Genomic DNA, 19,976 nt, shown 5'->3' on the forward strand with positions numbered 1-19,976 from the left:
TTTTTTCAAATAACAACAGGATATGCTGATGCTGGTTCTAAAAAGTTACCAACAAGCCCCTTCATCTAAATATTATGTTTAACAAAATTGGGAACAATACTTCAGAACGCTTTTTAATTGTCGTCAACCGTCCATTCAAAAGTGTTTTCATCGTTCACTGCAATGCACTGTACATCAAACGACGAAGCGATGGGCTCGAAAAGGTAAGCATTTACCGCAAGTTTGTAGCTAGCATTGACTTCGGCTTGCTTATTACTATACCAGCCATAGGAATAGCGATTAATGTCAATTTCGGTAATGTTGCGATTGAGTAAGTCGGTTTCAAACACAATTTGCTGTTCCTCGTCAAACAAAAGAACTTTAAAATAGTCGGCGTTTGCAGGCACAGACCACTCCACCGATAATTCCTCATCTTCTTCGTCCCAAACAAGTGTTTCTATATCGACCGGGTTAACAGTGCTGGAATCGAGATAATCGTCAACAATTAGCTCCTCTCCGCTTGCAAACAATACATTGAAGTAATATTCCTGTTCTTCAGGTTTTTCCGAAGAATAAGTCGAACGCTCGGGCAGATGGGCGTAGGTATACTTGAAATTAATTGAATCGAGGAAAATGGTAACAGTAGAATCGAGCGACGAATGAACACTTACCTCATTCATGGCATACCACGAATAAGTATAAAGCTGAACATTGTAAACAAGTGAATCGCCCTGCTTAATGACCCTGATCAATGCATCGCCATAGGCCTGAGCTTCGGCAGGGCTGTCATCGATACACGAAGTAAATAAGCTGGTTGAAAGCGCAGCAATCAACAACATCATCCAAAAGGTTAATTTAATATTCATAACAAAAAGGTTAAAAATGCATGTTTCATTATTCAATAAAATTGCAAAGAGCACCATTCAGCCCTGTTGCGCGTTTAATGATCGTTTTCCATTCAAATTGGTTGCGCAGAGAATAAAACATCAAATTTAATCATGTAATTGTCCGAAAAACAAGAAGTAAAATAGTACTGACTATTTGATTACGAAAATTTTGTTGTATTTTTGCGCTCGCAAAATTAAGTTCAAATCAATTAAAATTAATTATTATGCCAGTTAAAATTCGATTGGCCCGACACGGCCGAAAGAGATTTGCTTACTACCACATTGTAGTGGCAGATAGCAGGGCGCCACGAGATGGTAAATTTATCGAAAGGATTGGGCAGTATAACCCAAACACAAATCCTGCTACCATCGAACTGGACTTTGACAAAGCTTTATCATGGTTAGGTAAAGGAGCACAACCTACCGACACAGCAAGAGCTATTTTATCGTACGAAGGCGTTATGATGAAGAAGCACCTGCTCGAAGGGGTTAAAAAAGGAGCTTTTGACGAAGCTGAAGCAGATCGCCGCTTTGCTGCCTGGAAACAGGAAAAAGTTGCGAAAATTCAGGCGAAAAAAGATCAGTTGGCTGCAACAAGCGATGCCGATCTGGCCAAACGCCTTGAAGCTGAAGCAAAAGTGAAAGAAGCCCGTGCTGCTGAACTTGCCAAGAAAAATGCAGAACTACGCGCTGAAGTTGAAGCAACCAGCGGTGAAAACACCGAAGCTGCCGAAGCAACTGAAGAGGTTGCTGAAGAAGCACCAGCTGCTGAAGAAGCTGCCGAAGCTGATGAGGAAAAGAAAGCTGATGCCTAATCGGCCGCTGTTTTTTAGAAAAAACCTCATAAAAACAGATAAGAAAACACTTCCGGAGTCCGGAAGTGTTTTTTTTATACCTCCTTTCCAGCAACAAGCATGCGGGGCTTGCCATTGATGTCGCTAAGCACCTCGGCTTTCATTCCGTAAGCAGCCAGAAGCGCCAACATTTCACGAGCATAATTTTCATTGATTTCGAAATAAAGACTACCCCCGTCAACAAGTGCGTTTTGTGCATGTTGCACAATGGCCCGGTAAAAAAGCAGCGGATCATCATCGGGAACAAAAAGTGCAAGATGCGGCTCATGATCCAAAACATTGGGTTCCATTTGCTGCATTTCCCTTCTTGTAACATAGGGCGGATTGCTAACAATAATATCGTATTGCCCGGGCAAAGGCTTGTCCGATAATACATCGAAGTTAAAGAAATCAATATCAACCTGAAGAACATGCGCATTCTCACGGGCAATAATCAGCGCATCCTCCGAAACATCACATGCCAATAAGCGAAAATCTTTCAGGTGCTTCTTCAGGCTAATGGCAATACAACCACTTCCGGTTCCAATATCCAGTATTTTTCCCTTGCTTCCAGTATGCCTCTTTATAATCAAATCGACAAGCTCCTCGGTTTCATTTCGTGGAATTAATACCCCGGGCTTCACATGAAAAAGCTCATCATAAAACCAGCCTTCACCTAAAATATACTGAATTGGCTCATGATCTTCCAATCGGTTCACAATCTGCTCTATCTTTTTTACACCTTCCTCGTCGAGTGTCAAATCATTATTTACGATTAATTCATACTTAGAATAATTATAAATATGCTTAAAAATTATTCCAATGAACGACTCAATTTCCTGAGCCGAATATTTGTTTTTCAGCGAATTACGAATAAAGGACAGTGTTGGCTTCATGAATTTAAAGATTATTTAACATAAAACAAGGGTAACCTTTTGCCAAAAAACGAAATATATATATAGAAAGTCGAAACTCAAAACAGAAAATTCGAACGATGTTACAAAATTCATTCAGTCGGCAAAAAACTAAATTCAATAAAACCACTTAAAATTCATTTCCTATGACACTCGACCTTTTAAGCACCCAAACAGCAAAATCAGTGAATTATCATCCTGATTTCGACCCGAATGTTTTAGCCAACATTTCGGTGAGTGCTCCTTATTTTGCACTTAAAAATCTAGGCAACCATGGTAAGGACATCTACTGTGAGTTCAGTCCCGAACTATGCAACATTGCCGAGCACGGACCGGTGAGCGGTGCCGAAATTGGCCGGCACATGGCCATATTGGGCTCTGTTGTTTTATCAAAAGAAAATCCCCGAAAAGAAAAGCACTATTATCTGGCAACCGACGCAATTATTAGTCGCCGAAATTTTCGCGAAATTAAAGCGGAAAAACTGATTGCAAGAGCCAGAATGCTTGAAATCAATCGTAAAAACGGAAGCATAGGCGGTCTTGTTACACTCGTCGATGGAACCATACTTTACGAAGTTGAAGTAAGTTATACCATTATGTCTCAAACACTTTTCGAACGGATGTTTATGTCACAACGCATGATTACCGAATCCCTTCAACTTTCAAACCCATATACAAACGATACAGTATTCGAATCGTTGGAGCTAGGTTCTGAAAGCTGCTTTGCTAATTTAGGTACGGTAAAGCCGGACGACTGTCCGGGACACTTCGAAAACTATCCGGCCCTGCCTGTTGCGCGCATGGGTACTTCGATGGGAAAACTCGGTGGACTCCATTTCATGCATTTAAATCCATCCGAACGAAGGAAATTCTTCATTGGGCACGCTGAACTCCATGCACGCCAACTCATATTTGCAGGTGAAACTGTGCGATTCAGAACCGAGGTGCTTGAACCAAAACCGGTAAACGGTCTCACAATCAGAACCATTGCTTACACCGATCAAACTGATTTCATTGCTGAAACCATTTGCAATTATCATTACTAAATGTAGGTTCAACAGGTGCGCAGACCAGCTAAACTGATCTGCGCACCTGTTTTATTAACAAGTTGGCCGGCTGCATTGGCTCATTTCATTATTTTTGTAGCAAATCAAAGAAAGCAATCATGGTTCTCGATCGCGAAACGATAATGCAACGATGCATCGACCTGGCGAAACTGGGTGAACGAAGGGTAGCCCCTAACCCCATGGTGGGCAGTGTGATTGTTCATCAAAACAAAATCATTGGTGAGGGCTATCACCAGCAATATGGTGGTCCGCACGCCGAGGTAAATGCCATTCAAAAGGTAAAAGATCAGAGCTTACTCGCTGAATCCACACTGTTTGTAAATCTTGAACCCTGTGCTCATCATGGCAAAACACCTCCATGTTCCGACCTTATAATCCAAAAGAAAATTCCCAGCGTGGTGATTGGCACCGTTGATCCCTTTGCTGAAGTAGCCGGCAAAGGAATTGAAAAGATGAAAAAAGCAGGCATTAAGGTTGAAGTAGGCATTTTGCAGCATGAATGCCTTGAACTCAACAGGCGCTTTTTCACTTTCCACGAAAAACACCGACCCTATATTATTTTAAAGTGGGCACAAACGGCCGACGGCTTTGTAGATGTTGATCAGGCTAATCAGCAATTGGGCCAGCCCACCTGGATTACCAACGAGATGGCCCGCATTGCGGTGCATAAACAACGATCGACAGAATCAGCCATTTTCATAGGTACCGACACCGCCGACAAGGATAATCCATCGCTCACCCTGCGTGACTGGTACGGCGAACAAGCATACCGCATCATCCCCGACCGTAAACAGCGATTAGCTCGACAATTGAACATCTTTGACCAGAAAGCGCCCACCATCGTCATTAGCACCGGTGCATATTCCGATCAACGACCTGTTGAAATCATACAAACAACAAGCGATGGCGATGTGATCGACAGTTTACTCAAAAGCCTTTACGAGCGCGGTATTCTTTCGGTAATTGTGGAGGGAGGACCTAAAATGTTACAGAGCTTTATCGACCGGTCCTTGTGGGACGAAGCACATGTATATACAGGACAACTCTCATTCACTTCGGGAATCAGAGCACCTGAATTCAAAGCTTCACCTCTGCATTTTGATCGTTTTTACAACAGCGAATTAAAAATATATCGCAATAAATAACAATAAGCCGACAGCTTGATTTGGTGCAAGTGTGCTTTTTATCTATTTTTGCAGCCGTATTTCAAAGGGCCTCATAGTTCAACGGATAGAATAGCAGTTTCCTAAACTGTAGATCCAGGTTCGATTCCTGGTGGGGCTACGAAAGGGAATGTTGCGGCATTCCCTTTTTTTAATTGATTTCAATGAACGAATTTTTGCACATCGACTTTGAACAGCCACATCATCAACTAATAAGGTGGCTTGAAAAAGCCAAAGATGAATCGTTGCCCGAATGGCAACGCCATGTCTTTGACTTCATCGCTCAATGGTTCGATGCAAATACTACCATTGTACAACAGAGTTCAGGTAGCACAGGCACTCCTAAAAACATCATATTGAAAAAAAGTGCCATGCTTGCTTCGGCACAGCGTACGCTACAATTCTTCCATCTGCAAAAAGGTGCAAGTGTCTGGCTTTGTCTTCCCATGAATTACATCGCCGGAAAAATGATGCTTGTTCGGGCAATTGCGGGTCAACTCAAACTGATTGTAAGTGAACCTGCCGGTACTCCTCTGGTACCTTCTATCCCGATCGATTTTACAGCCATGGTTCCACTTCAGGTATTGGGCCTAACACAAAATGTGCGTAATTTTTCGCATATCAAACAGTTGATTATCGGAGGAGCAGGCATTGATTTCACACTTCAAAAAGCAATTCAACAACTCCCCACTGCAGTTTATGCCACTTATGGTATGAGCGAAACCTGCTCACACATTGCTTTGCAGCGCCTTAACGGTAAAAATCCGGATAAGGCATTTAATGTTTTGCCAGGCATTGCCATCGGAACAAACAACAAGGGCTGTTTAAGCATCGACGCTCCCGATTTGCTTGATTCTAAGCTCGAAACAAACGACTTGATCAACATCCTGTCACCAGGTCACTTTCAATGGCTGGGACGTTCAGATTTCATCATCAACAGCGGAGGAATCAAAATTTCGCCCGAACAACTCGAAAAAGAAATATCGGCCATCATTCAACAGGAGTGTTTCATTGTGCCCCAATCGGACCCCATTCTTGGTCAACGCCTTGTATTGGTGCTTGAGCAGAAAGCCAACATAACTGCCGAAAACAGTATGCTACAACAAATTAAAAAGGTGCTTGGAAAACATCGAACCCCAAAAGCTGTTTATTATATGAATGAATTTCCGCGGAATGCTTCGATGAAGATCGATCGCGCAAAACTCATTCAAAACATTAAACAACAGTACGGCAACAGCACTGATTCTTAAGCCTGAGCACGTTCTGTTTTCAACTTAAAAACTCGAATATGAAATCATTAATTGTATTGTTGGCACTGCTATTGGCGGTCACAACAGCCAAGGCACAACAACTTGAAAAAATTTGGGCAACTCCGGTCAGTTTGAAAACGCCCGAATCGGTTTTATACAGCCCTGAGCATCAACTGGCTTTTGTTACATGTATGGGCGAAGAATTGAATACGAAAACCGGCGACGGTTATCTCGCACAAATCAGCCTCAAGGGCGAAATTGTAAACCCTTCGTGGCTTACCGGCCTCAACGATCCAAAAGGCATGGCCATTCATAAAGGAAAAATTTATGTAGCCGACATGAATGAACTCGTTATCATCGATCTTGAAACGGCTTCCATCGACAAGAAATTTCTGATTCCCGAAGCTAAGTTTCTCAACGATGTTGCCGTTTGTAAAAACGGCCGGGTCTTTGTTTCCGACTCGCGCGATCAGCGCATTTATAGTTATCAGAATGATACTTTCAGCTCGTGGCTGCACGATCCTAAGCTCGAAAATGTGAACGGATTGTGGACCGAAGGAGGCAAATTGTATGCTGGCAACCAGTCGGTTTGGGAAATCAACATCGAAAACAAGGAACTAAAGCAGCTTTTTGACGGAGCAGGAGGAGTTGACGGACTGGAAATTGTTGAACCCGATCGTTTTGTTTTTTCAAACTGGGGAGGTAAAATTTACGTGTCCGACAAGGGCAAGGTCATTCAACTGCTCGATACCACGGCCGAAGAAATCAACACGGCCGACATCGATTATGTTCCATCGGGTAAGCTGGTATTGGTGCCTACTTTCTTTAAAAACAATGTTGTAGCCTATCAACTCAACTGGTAGCAACATCGATACACTATAGACTGTAGCAGAAGACAACTGTTGCTGTTCCTTCCTGCGATGAAAATGATTTCGGACCTTTCCGGGATCATTTTTTTATCTTTACCCTAAAAGCAGAATGCGTATGATTAACTGGCAGGCAGTTCAAATAGGTGTACGAACCAATATTCTACTCAAAGACATTCACCTTCATCTAAAAAAGGGAAGTTCATTAGGGATTGCAGGCCGCAACGGAAGTGGTAAAACCATCCTGGCCAAGGCACTTGCCGGCCATATACCAATCAGTGGTAACTACACTCCTCCCCTTATCAACACCCATTTCCTGTCGTTTCACTCGGAAATTCAACTCAGACATAGAGCACAGGCCTACCGCCAGCAACGATGGAATCCTGCCGACAGCGATTTAATTCCAACGGTAGCCGACGTTTTTTCTTCAATTAATAAGCAGAAAGAACTGCAAGCTCTGGTTTCAAAATTTCAATTTGAAAACCAGCTCGATAAAATGCTGATCAGCCTCTCGAACGGGGAGCAACGAAAATTTGAATTAATCAGGGCACTGGCACAAGAACCCGGGCTGTTGGTAATTGATAATGCTTTCAACGGGCTTGATCATGATTCGCGCATCATCCTGCATGCGATGCTCAGACAGATGATTCTTAATGGTCACCCCATTGTTTTAACCGGGATCAAGGCCAGCGACTTTCCCGAAGGCATCGAACAATTTGTTCTTCTCGAAAAGCAAACAGCAGTTCATTTCAAACGCAGTACCTTCCCCTCAATTACTGCAAAAAAAGATAAGCCCTTACCTCAAATTCCGGCATGGACCAATTCATCTTTCGATGAATTAATTGTACTGAACAAGGTCAGCCTGATCATAAACGGAAAGGTCCTTCTCGAAGATATCAGCTGGACCGTTAAACCCGGTGAATGTTGGGTATTATCAGGCAAAAACGGATCGGGTAAAACCAGTTTACTGAACATGATTTTTGCCGATAATCCAAAAGCTTATCTCTACGACATCAGACTATTCGGAAAACCCAGGGGCAGCGGAGAAACAATTTGGGATATCAAAAACAAAATCGGTTTTGTATCGCCCGAAATGCATCAATACCTTCCGGGTAGACAAACGGTGAACGATGTGGTCTGCTCAGGTTTCTTTGGAAGTGAAGGTTTGTACAAACAGGCCAGTTCGTATCAGCGCAATTTGGCCGACCAGTGGCTTCGGCAAATTGGTTTAAAACACTTATCCGCCAAGCCCTTCAGTACATTGTCATCATCGGCTCAGCGCATGGTACTCATTATTCGCTCAATGCTCAAACATCCGCCACTGCTTCTGCTCGATGAACCTTTTCAGGGACTTGATCCCGAAAACATTGTTCTCATGCAGGATTTGCTCAACGAACTGGCCCGGCAAACCAATTGTGCCATGATTTTTGTATCTCATTTCAGGGAAGAAATTCCGGAACAGTTCACACTGGAATTAATGCTTGAAAAAGGAAAAACGGCCTATATTGGAACACGAAAAAAATAGCGAAGTATGAAACGAATGAAACAACTGATCCTTTCCCTGCTTTTCATTTTCATCGGCTGTTATACGTTTGCAGCTCCCGGTGAAAAAAAACATGCAGTAGTAATTTATGCCGGCGAAATGCATGATTACTCAAAAAGCTATCGGGCCAAGCTAAAAAGAGGCGACCTTAACTACCTTCGCAATCATCTAAGGCAGGCGTCAACACAGGCGTCGTCGGGCAATGTACGTTCCGAAGAACAAATGCTTAACGACCAGGTAAAGCGCATAACGAACAATAAAAAAGAACATCAAGGCAAAGCGCCTCAACTGTCGGAAAAATACCGGATTAACGAAAAAAAACTTAAAAAGGGAAGCAAAAGTCAACAACGAAAATACCTGAAGCAAAAGCAGAAATTGGCAAAAAAGAAGAAGAAACGAGAAAAAAAGGAAGATATTCAGGAAGAAAAAAAGATGCGGCAGTTCAATCGTGAGCAAGTGCAAAAGGACAGCTATCTTTCTAAAAATTTTAAATTCAGCAGCAACAGACTTCGAAAAGGAGAAAAAATGAAATTTTCCGAAGGAAAAATCTCGCTCATTATTCAGTACAAAATTTATGAAGATGGTCTTGTGAAGTCTTATGTTGATGTGCTCGACGACTATGTTAAGGCCGGCTCGAAATACCTCTTGAAATACAGTGGCAGCAATGCACGCAGGGAATACTATCTCGAATACCTGGGAGAATAAAAAATGCCAGGCTGCTTTTTGGCAACCCGGCATTTAAACAAAGGTTCCTATTCAACCTTCAACTTAAAAAGAGACACAATTTTTTAAGATCTCAGGCAATCAGGAGCCTGTGTTTTGTTCTATTTCGACTGAAGCAAATCTTTGATACCACCAATCGATGACAGTACGCCGGTTGCTTCGTAAGGCATGTAAACCGTTTTGGTATCTTCACCCTGTACCATCATCTCGAGCGTATCGATGTACTTAATGGCCACCATGTACTGAATGGGGTCGCCGGCTGATGCCACAGCATCCTTGATGCGGTTAATGGCTTCGGCTTCGGCAACTGCCACCTTGATACGGGCTTCGGCTTCACCTTCGGCTTTCAGAATGGCAGAACGCTTTTCACCTTCGGCCTTGTTAATCTGCGATTCCTTGTAACCTTCGGCTTCCAGAATCTGTGCTTTTTTCAAACCTTCAGCTTCGAGTATCTTGGCTCTCCGGTCACGCTCAGCCCGCATTTGTTTTTCCATGGCATCGCGAATATCCCGCGGAGGGTTGATGTCCTGCAACTCAACCCGGTTTACTTTTACACCCCACTTGTTGGTTGCTTCGTCGAGAATCACCCTCAATTTGCTGTTGATGGTATCGCGTGAAGTAAGCGTATCGTCGAGGTCCATTTCGCCAATCACATTCCTCAGGGTGGTTTGTGTCAGTTTCTCAATGGCATCGGGCAAGTTTTCAATTTCATAAATGGCCTTTACGGCGTCCATAATCTGAAAATAAAGCAAGGCATTGATTTCGGTTCCCACATTGTCGCGGGTAATCACATTTTGCCGGGGAAAATCATACACTGTTTCACGCAAATCGACACGGTCTCTCGATTTAAAAGTGACTACTTTGCGACCATCATAGTCTTCGCGTGAGTAGCGCCAAATGATCTGGCGGGGGCGGTCAAAAATCGGAATAATGATGTTGAAACCAGAAGTAAGCGTACGATGATACTTTCCAAGGCGTTCAACAATCATTGTTTGCGATTGCTGAATAATGCGTACGCCTGCAGCAGTAAATACAATAATGAATACTGCAAAACAAATTACAATAAATACAATTGGGTCCATAGCTGAAATTTTAATGGTTATTAATGTGTGGTTTATTTATAAGCTCGTTTAGTTGCCAATGCCGGCTTCTTCAACAATTAGTACAATGCTGTCGATTGCTGTAACCCTAACTGCCTTGCCTCGATCAATGATCTGCTGAGCATTGGTCCGGGCCTGCCAAATGTCGCCATCGATTTTAACCAGGCCTGAATTTCGGCTTTCATCAATCATTTCGGTAACGACTCCACGGCGGCCAATCATTGCATATACATTGGTTTGCTTTTGGTCGGAACGCTTATAAGCCCATCGTTTCAGCAAAGGCCTGATCAAAAAGAAACTAAGCAGGGTAAACAAACTAAAGACTAAGATCTGCCACTCAAGGCCGGCCCCCAGGGCTGAAATCCCGGTTGCAAAAATGGCCCCCACGCCCAGGTTAAAAACCACAAACGAGGGTATAAATATCTCCAGAAGAAAGAAGATAATGGAAGCAATTAACCAGATATGCCAAATTTCGAATTCCATGATGATGAATTTTAGTTGATAATGTTGAAGCAAAACTAGGTCAGGAATCCGATCGACGGTAACAAATTTCATTGGCATTTACCGAAATGCACTAAAAACCCTGACGAATTCAACTCAGTTGCTAAGTTGTTTACCAATCCATTTCCGAAATGCATGTGCTTTTAAACGGCTTACCGAAATGCATTCGGGCAAATTCGGGATTGATTTCAAAATTACATCCACTTTCCCGTCGTGAAGTGTTTTGTATTCCTTTACAAGCTCGGGTACAATAATGTACTGTCGGTTGGCTCTGAAAAAGCGGTGGTTTCCCAGCAGTTCTTCAAGTCGTTCAAGCGATTCATCGACCACCAACTGCTTACCATGAATAGTTACCAGGTAAGTAATTTTCTGGCTTGAATAAATACAGCCGATTTCGTTATGTTGAACAATTTCTTTTCGATTCCCAATTGATACAATGACTCCACGGGTACCTGAAAGTTGTTCTTTACCCGACGGTGCAGCTTCCGTTTTAACTTCGACTTTTCTTTTGAGCGAACGCACGGTAACCACAATGCTTTCCAAAGCTATAATTTCGACCAGTGTACCTTTTTCGATTACTTCTTCTTCCAGCGCGATGGCTTTCCAGTCGTCTCCATCAACATGAACCCAACCCGTACCAGATTCGGAACCGATGGTTTCGATTACTTTTCCTGTTTTCCCGATTAATCCGTCGGCATTTGTTTTGACATTCGATGATTTTTCCATGCGTTTCAGCAAAGGTTTCAGCATGGTAATTCCAATATAAAAGCCAACAACAAAAAGAATAATGTTAAACCACAGAGGCAAACCCAGTAAGGCTCCGGCAGTTCCCAACAGGCAACCCACCCCGATACTTCCAAGAATAAAACCAGGGATAAAAACTTCAAGAAGAAAAAACAAAAAGGCTGCGATGATCCAGTAGTGCCATGAGTCAAAGTTCATTTTCAGGGATTTAGTTAGTTCGTTCGTCCTTCATTTTTTTCTGAAAAACAATTTATCAATTATGTTGTATATGCTGAATCCTTGCATTCATTCCTTTCAACACCATACAATTAGATAGAAATTGATGCTGAAAATTACGAATTATTCCATAAAAACAATTACCGAAAGGCCATCGATTTTATTGCCAGCAATTTATTTGGTAAAATTTGCTGTCCGTTTTTAATAAATGAAAAGAAAAGTTAACGTTAATAATTATTGACGAAGCATTTCAGCTGTTTGAACCAGCTGAACAACCCTTTCCTGATCCGGTTCATTTTCCCACTTTCCATTTCGCTTAATAGAAGAGCCAACAATAAAAACATCGGCGTGGGGCCAGTACTGCCCCAGGTTTTCTGAATTGATTCCGGAGCCAATAATAAGCGGCAGTGTAGTTGCCCGGCGCGCAGCCTTTACCTCATCAATCAGAGCGGCTTCACCTGTCGATGATCCGGTGATGATCACTCCATCGCTCAAAAAATATTCAGCTGTTTTAACGGTTTCGGCCAGCGAAACATCGGCTGTCAGGGCATGTGAGCTGTGTTTCTTCTTAACATCGGTATAAATGGCGATGTGTTCGGCTCCAATTTGCTTTCGGTAGCGCAGCAATTCACCGGCACAGGCATCGATGTAACCTTCGTCGGCCAGGTGTCCAAACACAAAACCTTCGGCCCTGATAAAGCTGAAGCCAGCACCAAGAGCAACAGCCAGCGCTTCCTTATTGGCAGCGGCCAAAACCTGCAGTCCCAATGGTTTGTCGGTCATCCTGCTTAACTCAAGTGCAACGGCCGTCATTGCAGCCACTATTTCGGGACCAGCCTGCGCTTTCAAGTAAGGAACATCGTGCATGTTCTCAATCATAATTCCATCCATGCCGGCATCGAGATAGCACCGGGCTTCACTGCACGCCTTTTCAACAAGCTCATTAACAGACATTGTATTTCGCGGAGTTCCGGGCAAAGCACCAAGGTGAACCATGCCAATAAGTACTTTTCGGATTCTGTCAGGTTGATACATTGTAAAAGTTTTATTACGAATTTACCTATTTTTATTTCGTCTGAGCATGGCTTTCATATTAAATGCTCTTTGCGATGAAGCCAAGTGTATAATTTTTTAGCTTTACAGCATGAAGCCCGAATCGATCAGTAACATAAAAAAAGAATTGCTTCACATACCGCCCGATCAGCTGCTTGCTATTTGCCTGCGCCTTGCAAAATACAAAGCTGAGAACAAGGCGCTGTTGAGTTACCTCTTATTTAAAGCCTACGATCAGGATGCCTTTATTGAAGAGGTGAAGAAAGAAATCGACACCCAATTCAAACAACTGAATAAAACGCAAACCTACCTGGCCAAGAAAACAGTGAGAAAGGTAATGCGAACTACTCAGATGTATATTAAATTCTCAGGCGAAAAAACCACCGAAATTGAACTGCTGATTTATTTTTGTCGCAAGATGAAAGGATCGGGCCTTACGCTACGCTATGGTTCGGTTCTGGGAAATTTGTACATGCGGCAACTCGAACGCATTCGCAAGGTTTTGGCCACACTGCACGAGGACCTTCAAATGGATTATCACGATCGGGTGGACGTGCTTAGTTAAAACAGCAATGAGTGTTAAGCACCGGGCTTACTGTCGAGTTTTTGGATTACCGGGTTAAACGCTTTGGCAATGATCGCCACCTTATCGCCCGGCTCATAGTGTTCCTCTTCGTTATCGCATACCGCCACCTTCACCACATTGTTGCCGCTCAAAAGGGTCAGCACTTTTACGAGATCTTCCGTTTCAACCTTTAAAACCTCGGCAATGAACTGCACTTTTCCACTGGTAAGCCTGCTTCCCAATACATCGAAGGGATTGCCATCGCGTACAATTTTTCCCGAGTCGAGCATCATTACCCGCTTACTCAGCTTAAACACTTCGGGTAAATCGTGACTGACCAGCAGGGTAGTGATGTTGTAACGACGATGGATTTCAAGTATTTCGTCCTGTAGTTTGCGTCTCAATTCAGGGTCGATGGCCGACAAGGGTTCATCGAGCATCATCAGTTTAGGCTGACGGGCCAATGCCCTGGCCAGTGCCACTCTTTGCTGCTGTCCGCCCGAAAGCATCGACGGTTTTCGGTGCCGCAACTCATCAAGAGCAAAAAGCTGCAGCAGTATTTCGATGTGTTGCGAATCATTACGAGGCTGGGCAAATTTCAGATTCTCCTCTATACTCATGTTTGGAAAAAGGGCATAATCCTGAAACATATAACCCACCGGACGTTTTCGAGCCGGCAGACTGAAATTGGCAGCCGAATCGAACCACCTTTGCCCTTCGACTTCAATCCATCCCTCGTCGGGATCAGTGAGGCCGGCCAGGATGCGCAAAACCGTCGTTTTCCCTACACCCGAAGGACCATACAACGAAAGCATTTCTCCCTTCTTAATTTCAAACGAAAGGTCAAGCATCATTTCACCATGTGAAGTAAAAAGCTTTTTTCTGAAATCGGCCTTAATTAAAATGGTTTCCATGTATTGCTTTTTCGGTTAAAGGCAAAAATCAACATTAGCAGAACAAAAGTAACTGTGAATAATACCAGGGCATATTGATTGGCTTTGTCGAAATTAAGCGCCTGTACTTCATCGTAAATGGCAATGGCAGCCACACGTGTTTTACCCGGAATGTTCCCCCCAATCATCAAAACCACGCCAAATTCACCAATGGTGTGGGCAAAGGTAAGCACCGTAGCCGTAATCAGCGAAGGTTTGATATTGGGCAATAGTACTTTTATTAAAGTTTTGAATCGTGATTTTCCCAGGGTGTAAGCGGCCTCCGATAAGGATGCGGGCAGGTTTTGCAGTCCCGATTGGATGGGGGAAACCATAAATGGCAGACTAAATAAAACCGATCCCACCACCAAACCGGCAAAAGAAAAAGCCAGCCGGACATTAAAAACCGACTCAAGGAAACTTCCAAAAAAATGATCAGGACTGTAAGCAACCAACAGATAATAACCCAAAACCGAAGGAGGTAAAACCATGGGCATGGTAATGAGTGCTTCCCAAAGCGCTTTGATTCTTTTTTTCGAAAAGGCCAGGTAACAGGCTATAGGAATACCAATTACCAACAGGATAACTGTGGTAAAAAGTGCCAGTTTAAAGGTCAATAACAAGGTATGAATAAAGTCACTGCTCATCGCCATCCATAATGATTACTTCGTTTGCCTTGATCATGCCGGTAATGCGATCACCAGCCTTCAGCTCCAGTCGTTCGGCCGATCCACGTGTTATGAGTGAAACAATTTCGTTGGAATGAAAGACAAAAACCACCTTCGAAAATACTTCTCCATTTTCAATATTTCTAATTGTCCCTTCCAGTTGATTTCGCAAACTGATTTGTCCTTTAAAATCTTTTGCAAGCGAAACTTCCGATTCTTTAAACAAGAGGTAAATTTTCCTGCCTTCCTTCATGTAGGCCGTGTTGTCTGGTTTCCCAATAACGATGGCTGCCATAATGATATCTTCTACTTTCGCTTCTACCAGCGAGATATTCCCTGAAGATGTTATTTTGTGTATTTCGCCTGCTATTTTATTCACGTGCTCAATTTTTTCTCACCGTTTCGTAGCCATAGGCTGAAATTATTTCGAGTATTTCGGGCCGACGGGTAAAACCGACAAACTTTTCCACCACTTCCTTATTCCCGTCACGTTTAATTGCCACATAAGCCTGTTCAATGGGCTTATAGCTAGCCCGATCCAATTCATGATAAAAACCTTTTCCAGCAATGGACTGATGAGACAATTGAGATTTCGCCAAAATACCACAGTCGGCATTTCCGCTAATGACAAATTGTGCGGTCTGACCGATATTTTCAGCTATAATCAGTCTTTTCTTCAACGCTGCATATAAGTGATGGTATTTAAGAAAGGCGACTGCACTTTTCCCGTATGGTGCTAAATCGGGATTGGCGATGGCCATTCGTAAGTTGGCATGCTGACTAAGTACACTTATCCCCGGCCGAACATCAATCTTTCTGCTCCAAAGCACCAAATGTCCCTCAGCATAAATCTGAGGTGTTTCATAAGTTCTTCCGGCTTCAAACAGCTTTTGAGGAAATTCTGAATCGGCGGAGTAAAAAAGATCGTAGGGGGCAGCACGCATAATTTGATGAAATAAAGTGCCCGATGAAGCAAAAACCGGAACAACTTCAACTTCGGGGTAGGCAGCTTCGAAATGTTCTATGATCCTGCTCATGGGTTCTCTGAAATTAGCAGCAGTTGCTATGGTAAGTTTCTGTGCACCAGCAACTCCCTGGAGCCAAAGCAGCAGCAGCAATATTCTGAAAACAGGCAGGATGAATTTCATCGTTTTTTGTTACTTGTAAAACCACTTCAAAAATAAGCAATTATATCTGGAAGGAAATAAATATAAATCACAGAACAAAATGCTAGCTTTATCACTTAATTCTAAAACAGCGTCTGAATATGAGTTTTTTGGTCGATTATCACATGCACACTACTTTTTCGGATGGCAAAGATCACTATCCAGCGTTCCTTGAACAGGCACGTAAAAAAGATCTGGCCGAAATCGGGTTCACCGACCACATCACCCTCCAGCCTGTCGACTGGGCCATGAAAGAAATGGATTACCCGGTGATGAAAGAAAACCTGAAAAGCCTGTGTAATAATTTTTCGGAAGATGTGCAGGTTCGCTTTGGCATCGAAGTCGATTACTTTCCCGACAAAGAAGAAGAATTAAGAGCACTGATTGCCTACTTTCCGGCCGACTTTGTCATCGGATCGGTACATTTTATCGATCAATGGAATTTTGATTCAGATAAAACGCTTTACGGAAAATGGTCAAACGATGAATTGTACCGGAAATACTTTCAACTGGTTCAGCAAGCCGCCCGATCGGGTCTTTTTGATGTAATCGCACATCTCGACCTGATAAAAAAATTTGCCTGCTGGCCCGAAAACGATCAAAGCCATCTCTTTGAAGAAACACTCAAAGTGATCAAAGAAGCCGACGTCGTAATGGAACTAAATACCAGCGGTTTTGATTTTCCCTGTCGTGAATTTTATCCTTCGAAGAAAATTATTGAAATGGCCGCCCGCATTGGCGTTCCGGTAACTCTGGGTTCCGATGCACACGAACCCTCACAACTTGCACGACACTTCGATCAGGCCATACAGTGGCTAAAGGAAGCAGGTTATACCAAAATTACCCGTTTCAGAAACCGGCAAAGAGGAACAATTTCAATATGATTTTTACTTTTCAATAAGCATTTTCCCAGGCTTGCAAGAAAAAAATGATCTTTTTTTCCATAGTACTTTTGTCAATATCATCCATTAGTCGTTTAATATCTGCACCTTAAAGTTATTAACAGCTGTTGATAACTCACTCTTGACTTTTTGTAAACATACAGGTTAAGCCCGATACAAGCATGGTTGTTTTGTTGAAAGCCCGGTGAATAAGCATTTAATACAAAAAAGCCACTTTGTTTTGGATAATTCATTGACGGTCTTATATTTGATCTATCAGGTGAGCGATAAAAACCGCACCTAAAACGAGGAGAAGGAAAAGCTAACTTAGCTGATAGCCGATCCTGATCATCCGGATGCAAATCTGCTCGTTGGAAGTGCCGGAGTCAGTCCTGAAAGAATTCGTTCTTTTACTTACTGTCAATCCGAAATGTTTCTAAAGACAATTCGTTCTTCATTCAGGCATTGAGACATGCAACAGTGATCAAAATGTATTTTGAACGGGCAACCGGGAAAGAACCATCGTCTGAACCTCAAAAGTTCGATAAATGGTACTGAATGAAAACCAGGTGTTGTTTTCTTCGGAAAGCAACAAGGTGATTTAGTTCACCAGCCAGGTAGTTTTTTGGGGGAACTCATTTAAAACAACGAAAAGTCGTTCCCGGATGAGAAGCGTGAAAACTTCCGGCCCAATGCTTGTGATGTCTAACATTACATTTATCAGGCCTGCCTCTCAATGATGAAAATCAAAGAGAAAGCAATACGGGAAAACGGGATCGAAAAAATCATCGCATGGGTTCAGGCCGGTGTAATGAGATGGAAAGAGGTCAAAGTCTGACCATCATGTTTTACTGAACTTCGAAAGAAAAGCAGTACAACATTTTGAACGATCATGCAGACACAAAACTTTGAAAAAAGGGACGTATCTTATGTTTCTCAGGAAACAAAAGTACTGCATTTTCAGCAGTGAAAACGTTCGAAGCAAATCGATTGAGTTGGAGGCAGCAGTTATTAAAAATCGTAAGACTTGCGATAACTGTCATCGTGAAGATTCGAAAGAATTGAAAACGATATTCATTCGCGCTACGAAAGTAAAGCCAATGAAGGCCAACAGCACTTCGTCCTGTAAGTTGATTGGTAGTGAAAGCCCGCGCTGAAGCTACAAATACTGTTCTGCAGTATTCAACAACAACGAAAGGACAACCTGAAAGCATTGTTGTAAAAGGCAGTGCCCGAAGGTAAGGGCCAAAGGTACACCGCAAGGATACCGAGGCCGGTTCAATAACCGTAGCCTGACACTTTGAGAAGCTAAAATCCCAAAGCGAAATGGGAATCAGTCGAACAGATTGGTTCCCATTTGTGTTTTGTACAAAATCCTTAATTTTACAGGGTAAAAACAACTACACCAAGACCAATGATCAGCATAGACTGGCAACAGCTGCTTTCTAATCTAAGCATTACGCTCAGCGTAGCTTATGCCATTACCATCCTATTCATCGCACTTTTAATAATTCTTGAAAACAGAAGCCCGTTAAAATCAATTAGCTGGATACTCGTAATTACCTTGTTACCGGTTGGCGGTATAATATTTTACATTTTCTTTGGCCAGAAATACACCATAAAAAGAAAATACAGCCGAAAAGAAGCTCGCTACCAACAAAAAATCAACAGGCTATCGGAGGCACAATTGCGACAGTTGACGAATGTGAATGTAGCAGAAATCAATCCACGCCTGCGCGAAAAGAAGGATATTATGACGCTCTTACTCCGAAGCGACCGGGCCTTCCTTAGCCGAAACCATTCGGTTCAGCTGCTCAAAAACGGATCGGAAACCTTTTACGAGCTAAAACAAGCCTTACTAGATGCCAAACACCACATTCATCTTGAATTCTATATTTTCCGCTTCGATCACGTTGGCAACGAACTGTTTGAAATATTGAAGCAAAAGGCAGCCGAAGGTGTAATTATCCGCATTATTTACGATAGTGTAGGAAGCTATAAAATGTCGCGTAAAAAAAAGAAAGAGGCCATACAACACGGTATCGAGTTAAAAAGCTTTCAGAAAGTATATTTCCCGCTGCTTTCATCAAAAGTAAATTACCGCAACCATCGAAAAATTGTAATTATTGATGGAAAAACCGGCTTTACAGGTGGACTTAATATTTCTGAAAAATACGATGAACGTCGTTCGGAAGGCCTTTACTGGCGCGATACTTTTGTAAAAATTGAAGGAAAATCAGTTGCTGCCCTTCAGTCGATTTTTATTAACGATTGGTTTTATGTTACCCGAAAAAACATATTCAGTGAGGAATACTTTGTTGAATTGCCCGAGGCAGAACAATACATTGGTCAGATCATTTCGAGCGGACCAGACGCTCGCTGGCAAGCCATCTCACAGTTTTATTTTAGCGCCATTACCACCGCCAAAGAAAGTGTATACCTTGGAAGTCCTTATTTCATTCCCAACGATGAGCTTTCGTTTGCCCTTAAAGCTGCAGCCTTAAGAGGGGTTGATGTAAGAATTCTGATTCCTGAAAAACCCGATTCGATCGTCTCTCGATGGACCACCGAATCGTACATTGGAGAAATGCTTAAGGCCGGGGTGAAAATTTACCGTTACCAGAAAGGATTTTATCACAGCAAGGTTTTAATTGCCGACGAAACACTGTGTTCGATAGGTTCGGCCAACCTCGACTACCGGAGTCTGGAAACCAACTTTGAAGTGTGTGCTGTTTTTTACGACGAAAACATCAGCGCCCGTTTAAGCGGCCAGTACCTCGATGACCTGAAAGATTCAACCCTCTTAAGTCTGCATGATTGGCAAAAACGAAAATGGTACCTGAAACTTGTTTCATCGTTTGCCCGCCTGTTTGCTCCTTTGATGTAACAGAACAAACCAACAGCACCCAAAACAATATCTCCTGC

The 19,976-nt window shown here is 42.7% G+C and carries 20 protein-coding genes and 1 tRNA gene; 11 read left to right on the plus strand and 10 right to left on the minus strand.

Annotated features, from left to right (window positions below; genetic code table 11):
• Positions 1 to 113: 113 nt before the first annotated feature.
• Entirely contained in the window at positions 114 to 845 is a 732-nt protein-coding gene (locus FHS86_RS00845) for a hypothetical protein (protein WP_429410132.1), read from the minus strand.
• Between the two features lie 245 nt (positions 846 to 1,090).
• On the opposite strand from FHS86_RS00845, the gene FHS86_RS00850 reads away from it, so the two are divergent.
• Positions 1,091 to 1,681, plus strand: a complete 591-nt coding sequence (locus FHS86_RS00850) for a 30S ribosomal protein S16 (protein WP_429410134.1) — start codon at positions 1,091 to 1,093, stop codon at positions 1,679 to 1,681.
• Between the two features lie 74 nt (positions 1,682 to 1,755).
• On the opposite strand, the gene prmC is transcribed toward FHS86_RS00850, so the two are convergent.
• Positions 1,756 to 2,595: a peptide chain release factor N(5)-glutamine methyltransferase gene (gene prmC / locus FHS86_RS00855; RefSeq protein ID WP_429410137.1), complete on the minus strand. Its 840-nt coding sequence runs from the start codon at positions 2,593 to 2,595 to the stop codon at positions 1,756 to 1,758.
• Between the two features lie 164 nt (positions 2,596 to 2,759).
• Here prmC and FHS86_RS00860 point away from each other — a divergent pair, with 164 nt between their 5' ends.
• The 7 genes from FHS86_RS00860 (at position 2,760) to FHS86_RS00890 (ending at position 9,207) form a co-directional block, all read left to right on the plus strand.
• A complete protein-coding gene (locus FHS86_RS00860) occupies positions 2,760 to 3,659 on the plus strand; it encodes a hypothetical protein (protein ID WP_429410140.1) in 900 nt (299 codons plus the stop codon).
• A gap of 119 nt (positions 3,660 to 3,778) precedes the next feature.
• Positions 3,779 to 4,825, plus strand: coding sequence for a bifunctional diaminohydroxyphosphoribosylaminopyrimidine deaminase/5-amino-6-(5-phosphoribosylamino)uracil reductase RibD (gene ribD, locus FHS86_RS00865; protein ID WP_429410142.1), 1,047 nt, complete (start codon positions 3,779 to 3,781; stop codon positions 4,823 to 4,825).
• Between the two features lie 67 nt (positions 4,826 to 4,892).
• A tRNA-Arg gene (locus FHS86_RS00870) sits at positions 4,893 to 4,964 on the plus strand.
• A 43-nt stretch (positions 4,965 to 5,007) separates the two neighbouring features.
• Positions 5,008 to 6,093, plus strand: coding sequence for an AMP-binding protein (locus FHS86_RS00875; protein WP_429410144.1), 1,086 nt, complete (start codon positions 5,008 to 5,010; stop codon positions 6,091 to 6,093).
• A gap of 38 nt (positions 6,094 to 6,131) precedes the next feature.
• Positions 6,132 to 6,956 carry an NHL repeat-containing protein gene (locus FHS86_RS00880; protein WP_429410146.1) on the plus strand — a complete coding sequence of 275 codons (825 nt, stop codon included), beginning with the start codon at positions 6,132 to 6,134 and terminating at the stop codon, positions 6,954 to 6,956.
• 121 nt (positions 6,957 to 7,077) lie between these two features.
• Entirely contained in the window at positions 7,078 to 8,484 is a 1,407-nt protein-coding gene (locus FHS86_RS00885) for an ATP-binding cassette domain-containing protein (RefSeq protein WP_429410148.1), read from the plus strand.
• Positions 8,485 to 8,490: 6 nt separating this feature from the next.
• Positions 8,491 to 9,207 (plus strand): hypothetical protein, encoded by a 717-nt coding sequence (locus FHS86_RS00890; RefSeq protein WP_429410150.1) that lies wholly within the window; start codon positions 8,491 to 8,493, stop codon positions 9,205 to 9,207.
• Positions 9,208 to 9,326: 119 nt separating this feature from the next.
• Here the strand turns inward: FHS86_RS00890 and FHS86_RS00895 are convergent, their stop codons facing one another.
• The 4 genes from FHS86_RS00895 to FHS86_RS00910 form a co-directional block, all read right to left on the minus strand.
• Positions 9,327 to 10,307, minus strand: a complete 981-nt coding sequence (locus FHS86_RS00895) for an SPFH domain-containing protein (protein WP_429410152.1) — start codon at positions 10,305 to 10,307, stop codon at positions 9,327 to 9,329.
• A gap of 48 nt (positions 10,308 to 10,355) precedes the next feature.
• Positions 10,356 to 10,808, minus strand: a complete 453-nt coding sequence (locus FHS86_RS00900) for an NfeD family protein (protein WP_429410154.1) — start codon at positions 10,806 to 10,808, stop codon at positions 10,356 to 10,358.
• A gap of 114 nt (positions 10,809 to 10,922) precedes the next feature.
• The gene (locus tag FHS86_RS00905) at positions 10,923 to 11,768 is read right to left on the minus strand and encodes a LytTR family transcriptional regulator DNA-binding domain-containing protein (RefSeq protein ID WP_429410156.1); all 846 of its coding nucleotides are present in this window, start codon (positions 11,766 to 11,768) and stop codon (positions 10,923 to 10,925) included.
• A gap of 252 nt (positions 11,769 to 12,020) precedes the next feature.
• Positions 12,021 to 12,821 carry a BtpA/SgcQ family protein gene (locus tag FHS86_RS00910; RefSeq protein ID WP_429410158.1) on the minus strand — a complete coding sequence of 267 codons (801 nt, stop codon included), beginning with the start codon at positions 12,819 to 12,821 and terminating at the stop codon, positions 12,021 to 12,023.
• Positions 12,822 to 12,930: 109 nt separating this feature from the next.
• Here FHS86_RS00910 and FHS86_RS00915 point away from each other — a divergent pair, with 109 nt between their 5' ends.
• The gene (locus FHS86_RS00915) at positions 12,931 to 13,404 is read left to right on the plus strand and encodes a hypothetical protein (protein WP_429410161.1); all 474 of its coding nucleotides are present in this window, start codon (positions 12,931 to 12,933) and stop codon (positions 13,402 to 13,404) included.
• Positions 13,405 to 13,418: 14 nt separating this feature from the next.
• Here FHS86_RS00915 and FHS86_RS00920 read toward each other — a convergent pair whose 3' ends face one another.
• From FHS86_RS00920 to modA, 4 genes are read right to left on the minus strand one after another with little or no spacing between them, the layout of a single operon-like run.
• Complete coding sequence (locus FHS86_RS00920) at positions 13,419 to 14,318, minus strand: ABC transporter ATP-binding protein (RefSeq protein ID WP_429410163.1); 900 nt, start codon at positions 14,316 to 14,318, stop codon at positions 13,419 to 13,421.
• A complete protein-coding gene (gene modB / locus FHS86_RS00925; RefSeq protein WP_429410166.1) occupies positions 14,303 to 14,983 on the minus strand; it encodes a molybdate ABC transporter permease subunit in 681 nt (226 codons plus the stop codon). Before modB ends, FHS86_RS00920 begins: the two co-directional genes overlap by 16 nt.
• On the minus strand, positions 14,973 to 15,383 hold the full coding sequence (locus FHS86_RS00930; RefSeq protein ID WP_429410169.1) for a TOBE domain-containing protein: 411 nt from the start codon (positions 15,381 to 15,383) through the stop codon (positions 14,973 to 14,975). The genes modB and FHS86_RS00930 overlap by 11 nt, the downstream gene beginning before the upstream one ends.
• 4 nt (positions 15,384 to 15,387) lie before the next feature.
• On the minus strand, positions 15,388 to 16,152 hold the full coding sequence (gene modA, locus FHS86_RS00935) for a molybdate ABC transporter substrate-binding protein (protein WP_429410171.1): 765 nt from the start codon (positions 16,150 to 16,152) through the stop codon (positions 15,388 to 15,390).
• Positions 16,153 to 16,271: 119 nt separating this feature from the next.
• On the opposite strand from modA, the gene FHS86_RS00940 reads away from it, so the two are divergent.
• The gene (locus FHS86_RS00940) at positions 16,272 to 17,054 is read left to right on the plus strand and encodes a histidinol-phosphatase HisJ family protein (RefSeq protein WP_429410173.1); all 783 of its coding nucleotides are present in this window, start codon (positions 16,272 to 16,274) and stop codon (positions 17,052 to 17,054) included.
• 1,411 nt (positions 17,055 to 18,465) lie between these two features.
• On the plus strand, positions 18,466 to 19,938 hold the full coding sequence (cls, locus tag FHS86_RS00945; protein ID WP_429410175.1) for a cardiolipin synthase: 1,473 nt from the start codon (positions 18,466 to 18,468) through the stop codon (positions 19,936 to 19,938).
• Positions 19,939 to 19,976 lie beyond the last annotated feature (38 nt).

The organism is Roseimarinus sediminis (assembly GCF_050433125.1).
In the GTDB taxonomy this organism is placed as follows: domain Bacteria; phylum Bacteroidota; class Bacteroidia; order Bacteroidales; family Prolixibacteraceae; genus Roseimarinus; species Roseimarinus sediminis.

Coding starts and splice junctions, on each gene's coding strand:
- FHS86_RS00845 (WP_429410132.1), bottom strand. CDS start 845: ATGAATATTAAATTAACCTTTTGGATGATGTTGTTGATTGCTGCGCTT.
- FHS86_RS00850 (WP_429410134.1), top strand. CDS start 1,091: ATGCCAGTTAAAATTCGATTGGCCCGACACGGCCGAAAGAGATTTGCT.
- prmC (WP_429410137.1), bottom strand. CDS start 2,595: ATGAAGCCAACACTGTCCTTTATTCGTAATTCGCTGAAAAACAAATAT.
- FHS86_RS00860 (WP_429410140.1), top strand. CDS start 2,760: ATGACACTCGACCTTTTAAGCACCCAAACAGCAAAATCAGTGAATTAT.
- ribD (WP_429410142.1), top strand. CDS start 3,779: ATGGTTCTCGATCGCGAAACGATAATGCAACGATGCATCGACCTGGCG.
- FHS86_RS00875 (WP_429410144.1), top strand. CDS start 5,008: ATGAACGAATTTTTGCACATCGACTTTGAACAGCCACATCATCAACTA.
- FHS86_RS00880 (WP_429410146.1), top strand. CDS start 6,132: ATGAAATCATTAATTGTATTGTTGGCACTGCTATTGGCGGTCACAACA.
- FHS86_RS00885 (WP_429410148.1), top strand. CDS start 7,078: ATGATTAACTGGCAGGCAGTTCAAATAGGTGTACGAACCAATATTCTA.
- FHS86_RS00890 (WP_429410150.1), top strand. CDS start 8,491: ATGAAACGAATGAAACAACTGATCCTTTCCCTGCTTTTCATTTTCATC.
- FHS86_RS00895 (WP_429410152.1), bottom strand. CDS start 10,307: ATGGACCCAATTGTATTTATTGTAATTTGTTTTGCAGTATTCATTATT.
- FHS86_RS00900 (WP_429410154.1), bottom strand. CDS start 10,808: ATGGAATTCGAAATTTGGCATATCTGGTTAATTGCTTCCATTATCTTC.
- FHS86_RS00905 (WP_429410156.1), bottom strand. CDS start 11,768: ATGAACTTTGACTCATGGCACTACTGGATCATCGCAGCCTTTTTGTTT.
- FHS86_RS00910 (WP_429410158.1), bottom strand. CDS start 12,821: ATGTATCAACCTGACAGAATCCGAAAAGTACTTATTGGCATGGTTCAC.
- FHS86_RS00915 (WP_429410161.1), top strand. CDS start 12,931: ATGAAGCCCGAATCGATCAGTAACATAAAAAAAGAATTGCTTCACATA.
- FHS86_RS00920 (WP_429410163.1), bottom strand. CDS start 14,318: ATGGAAACCATTTTAATTAAGGCCGATTTCAGAAAAAAGCTTTTTACT.
- modB (WP_429410166.1), bottom strand. CDS start 14,983: ATGAGCAGTGACTTTATTCATACCTTGTTATTGACCTTTAAACTGGCA.
- modA (WP_429410171.1), bottom strand. CDS start 16,152: ATGAAATTCATCCTGCCTGTTTTCAGAATATTGCTGCTGCTGCTTTGG.
- FHS86_RS00940 (WP_429410173.1), top strand. CDS start 16,272: ATGAGTTTTTTGGTCGATTATCACATGCACACTACTTTTTCGGATGGC.
- cls (WP_429410175.1), top strand. CDS start 18,466: ATGATCAGCATAGACTGGCAACAGCTGCTTTCTAATCTAAGCATTACG.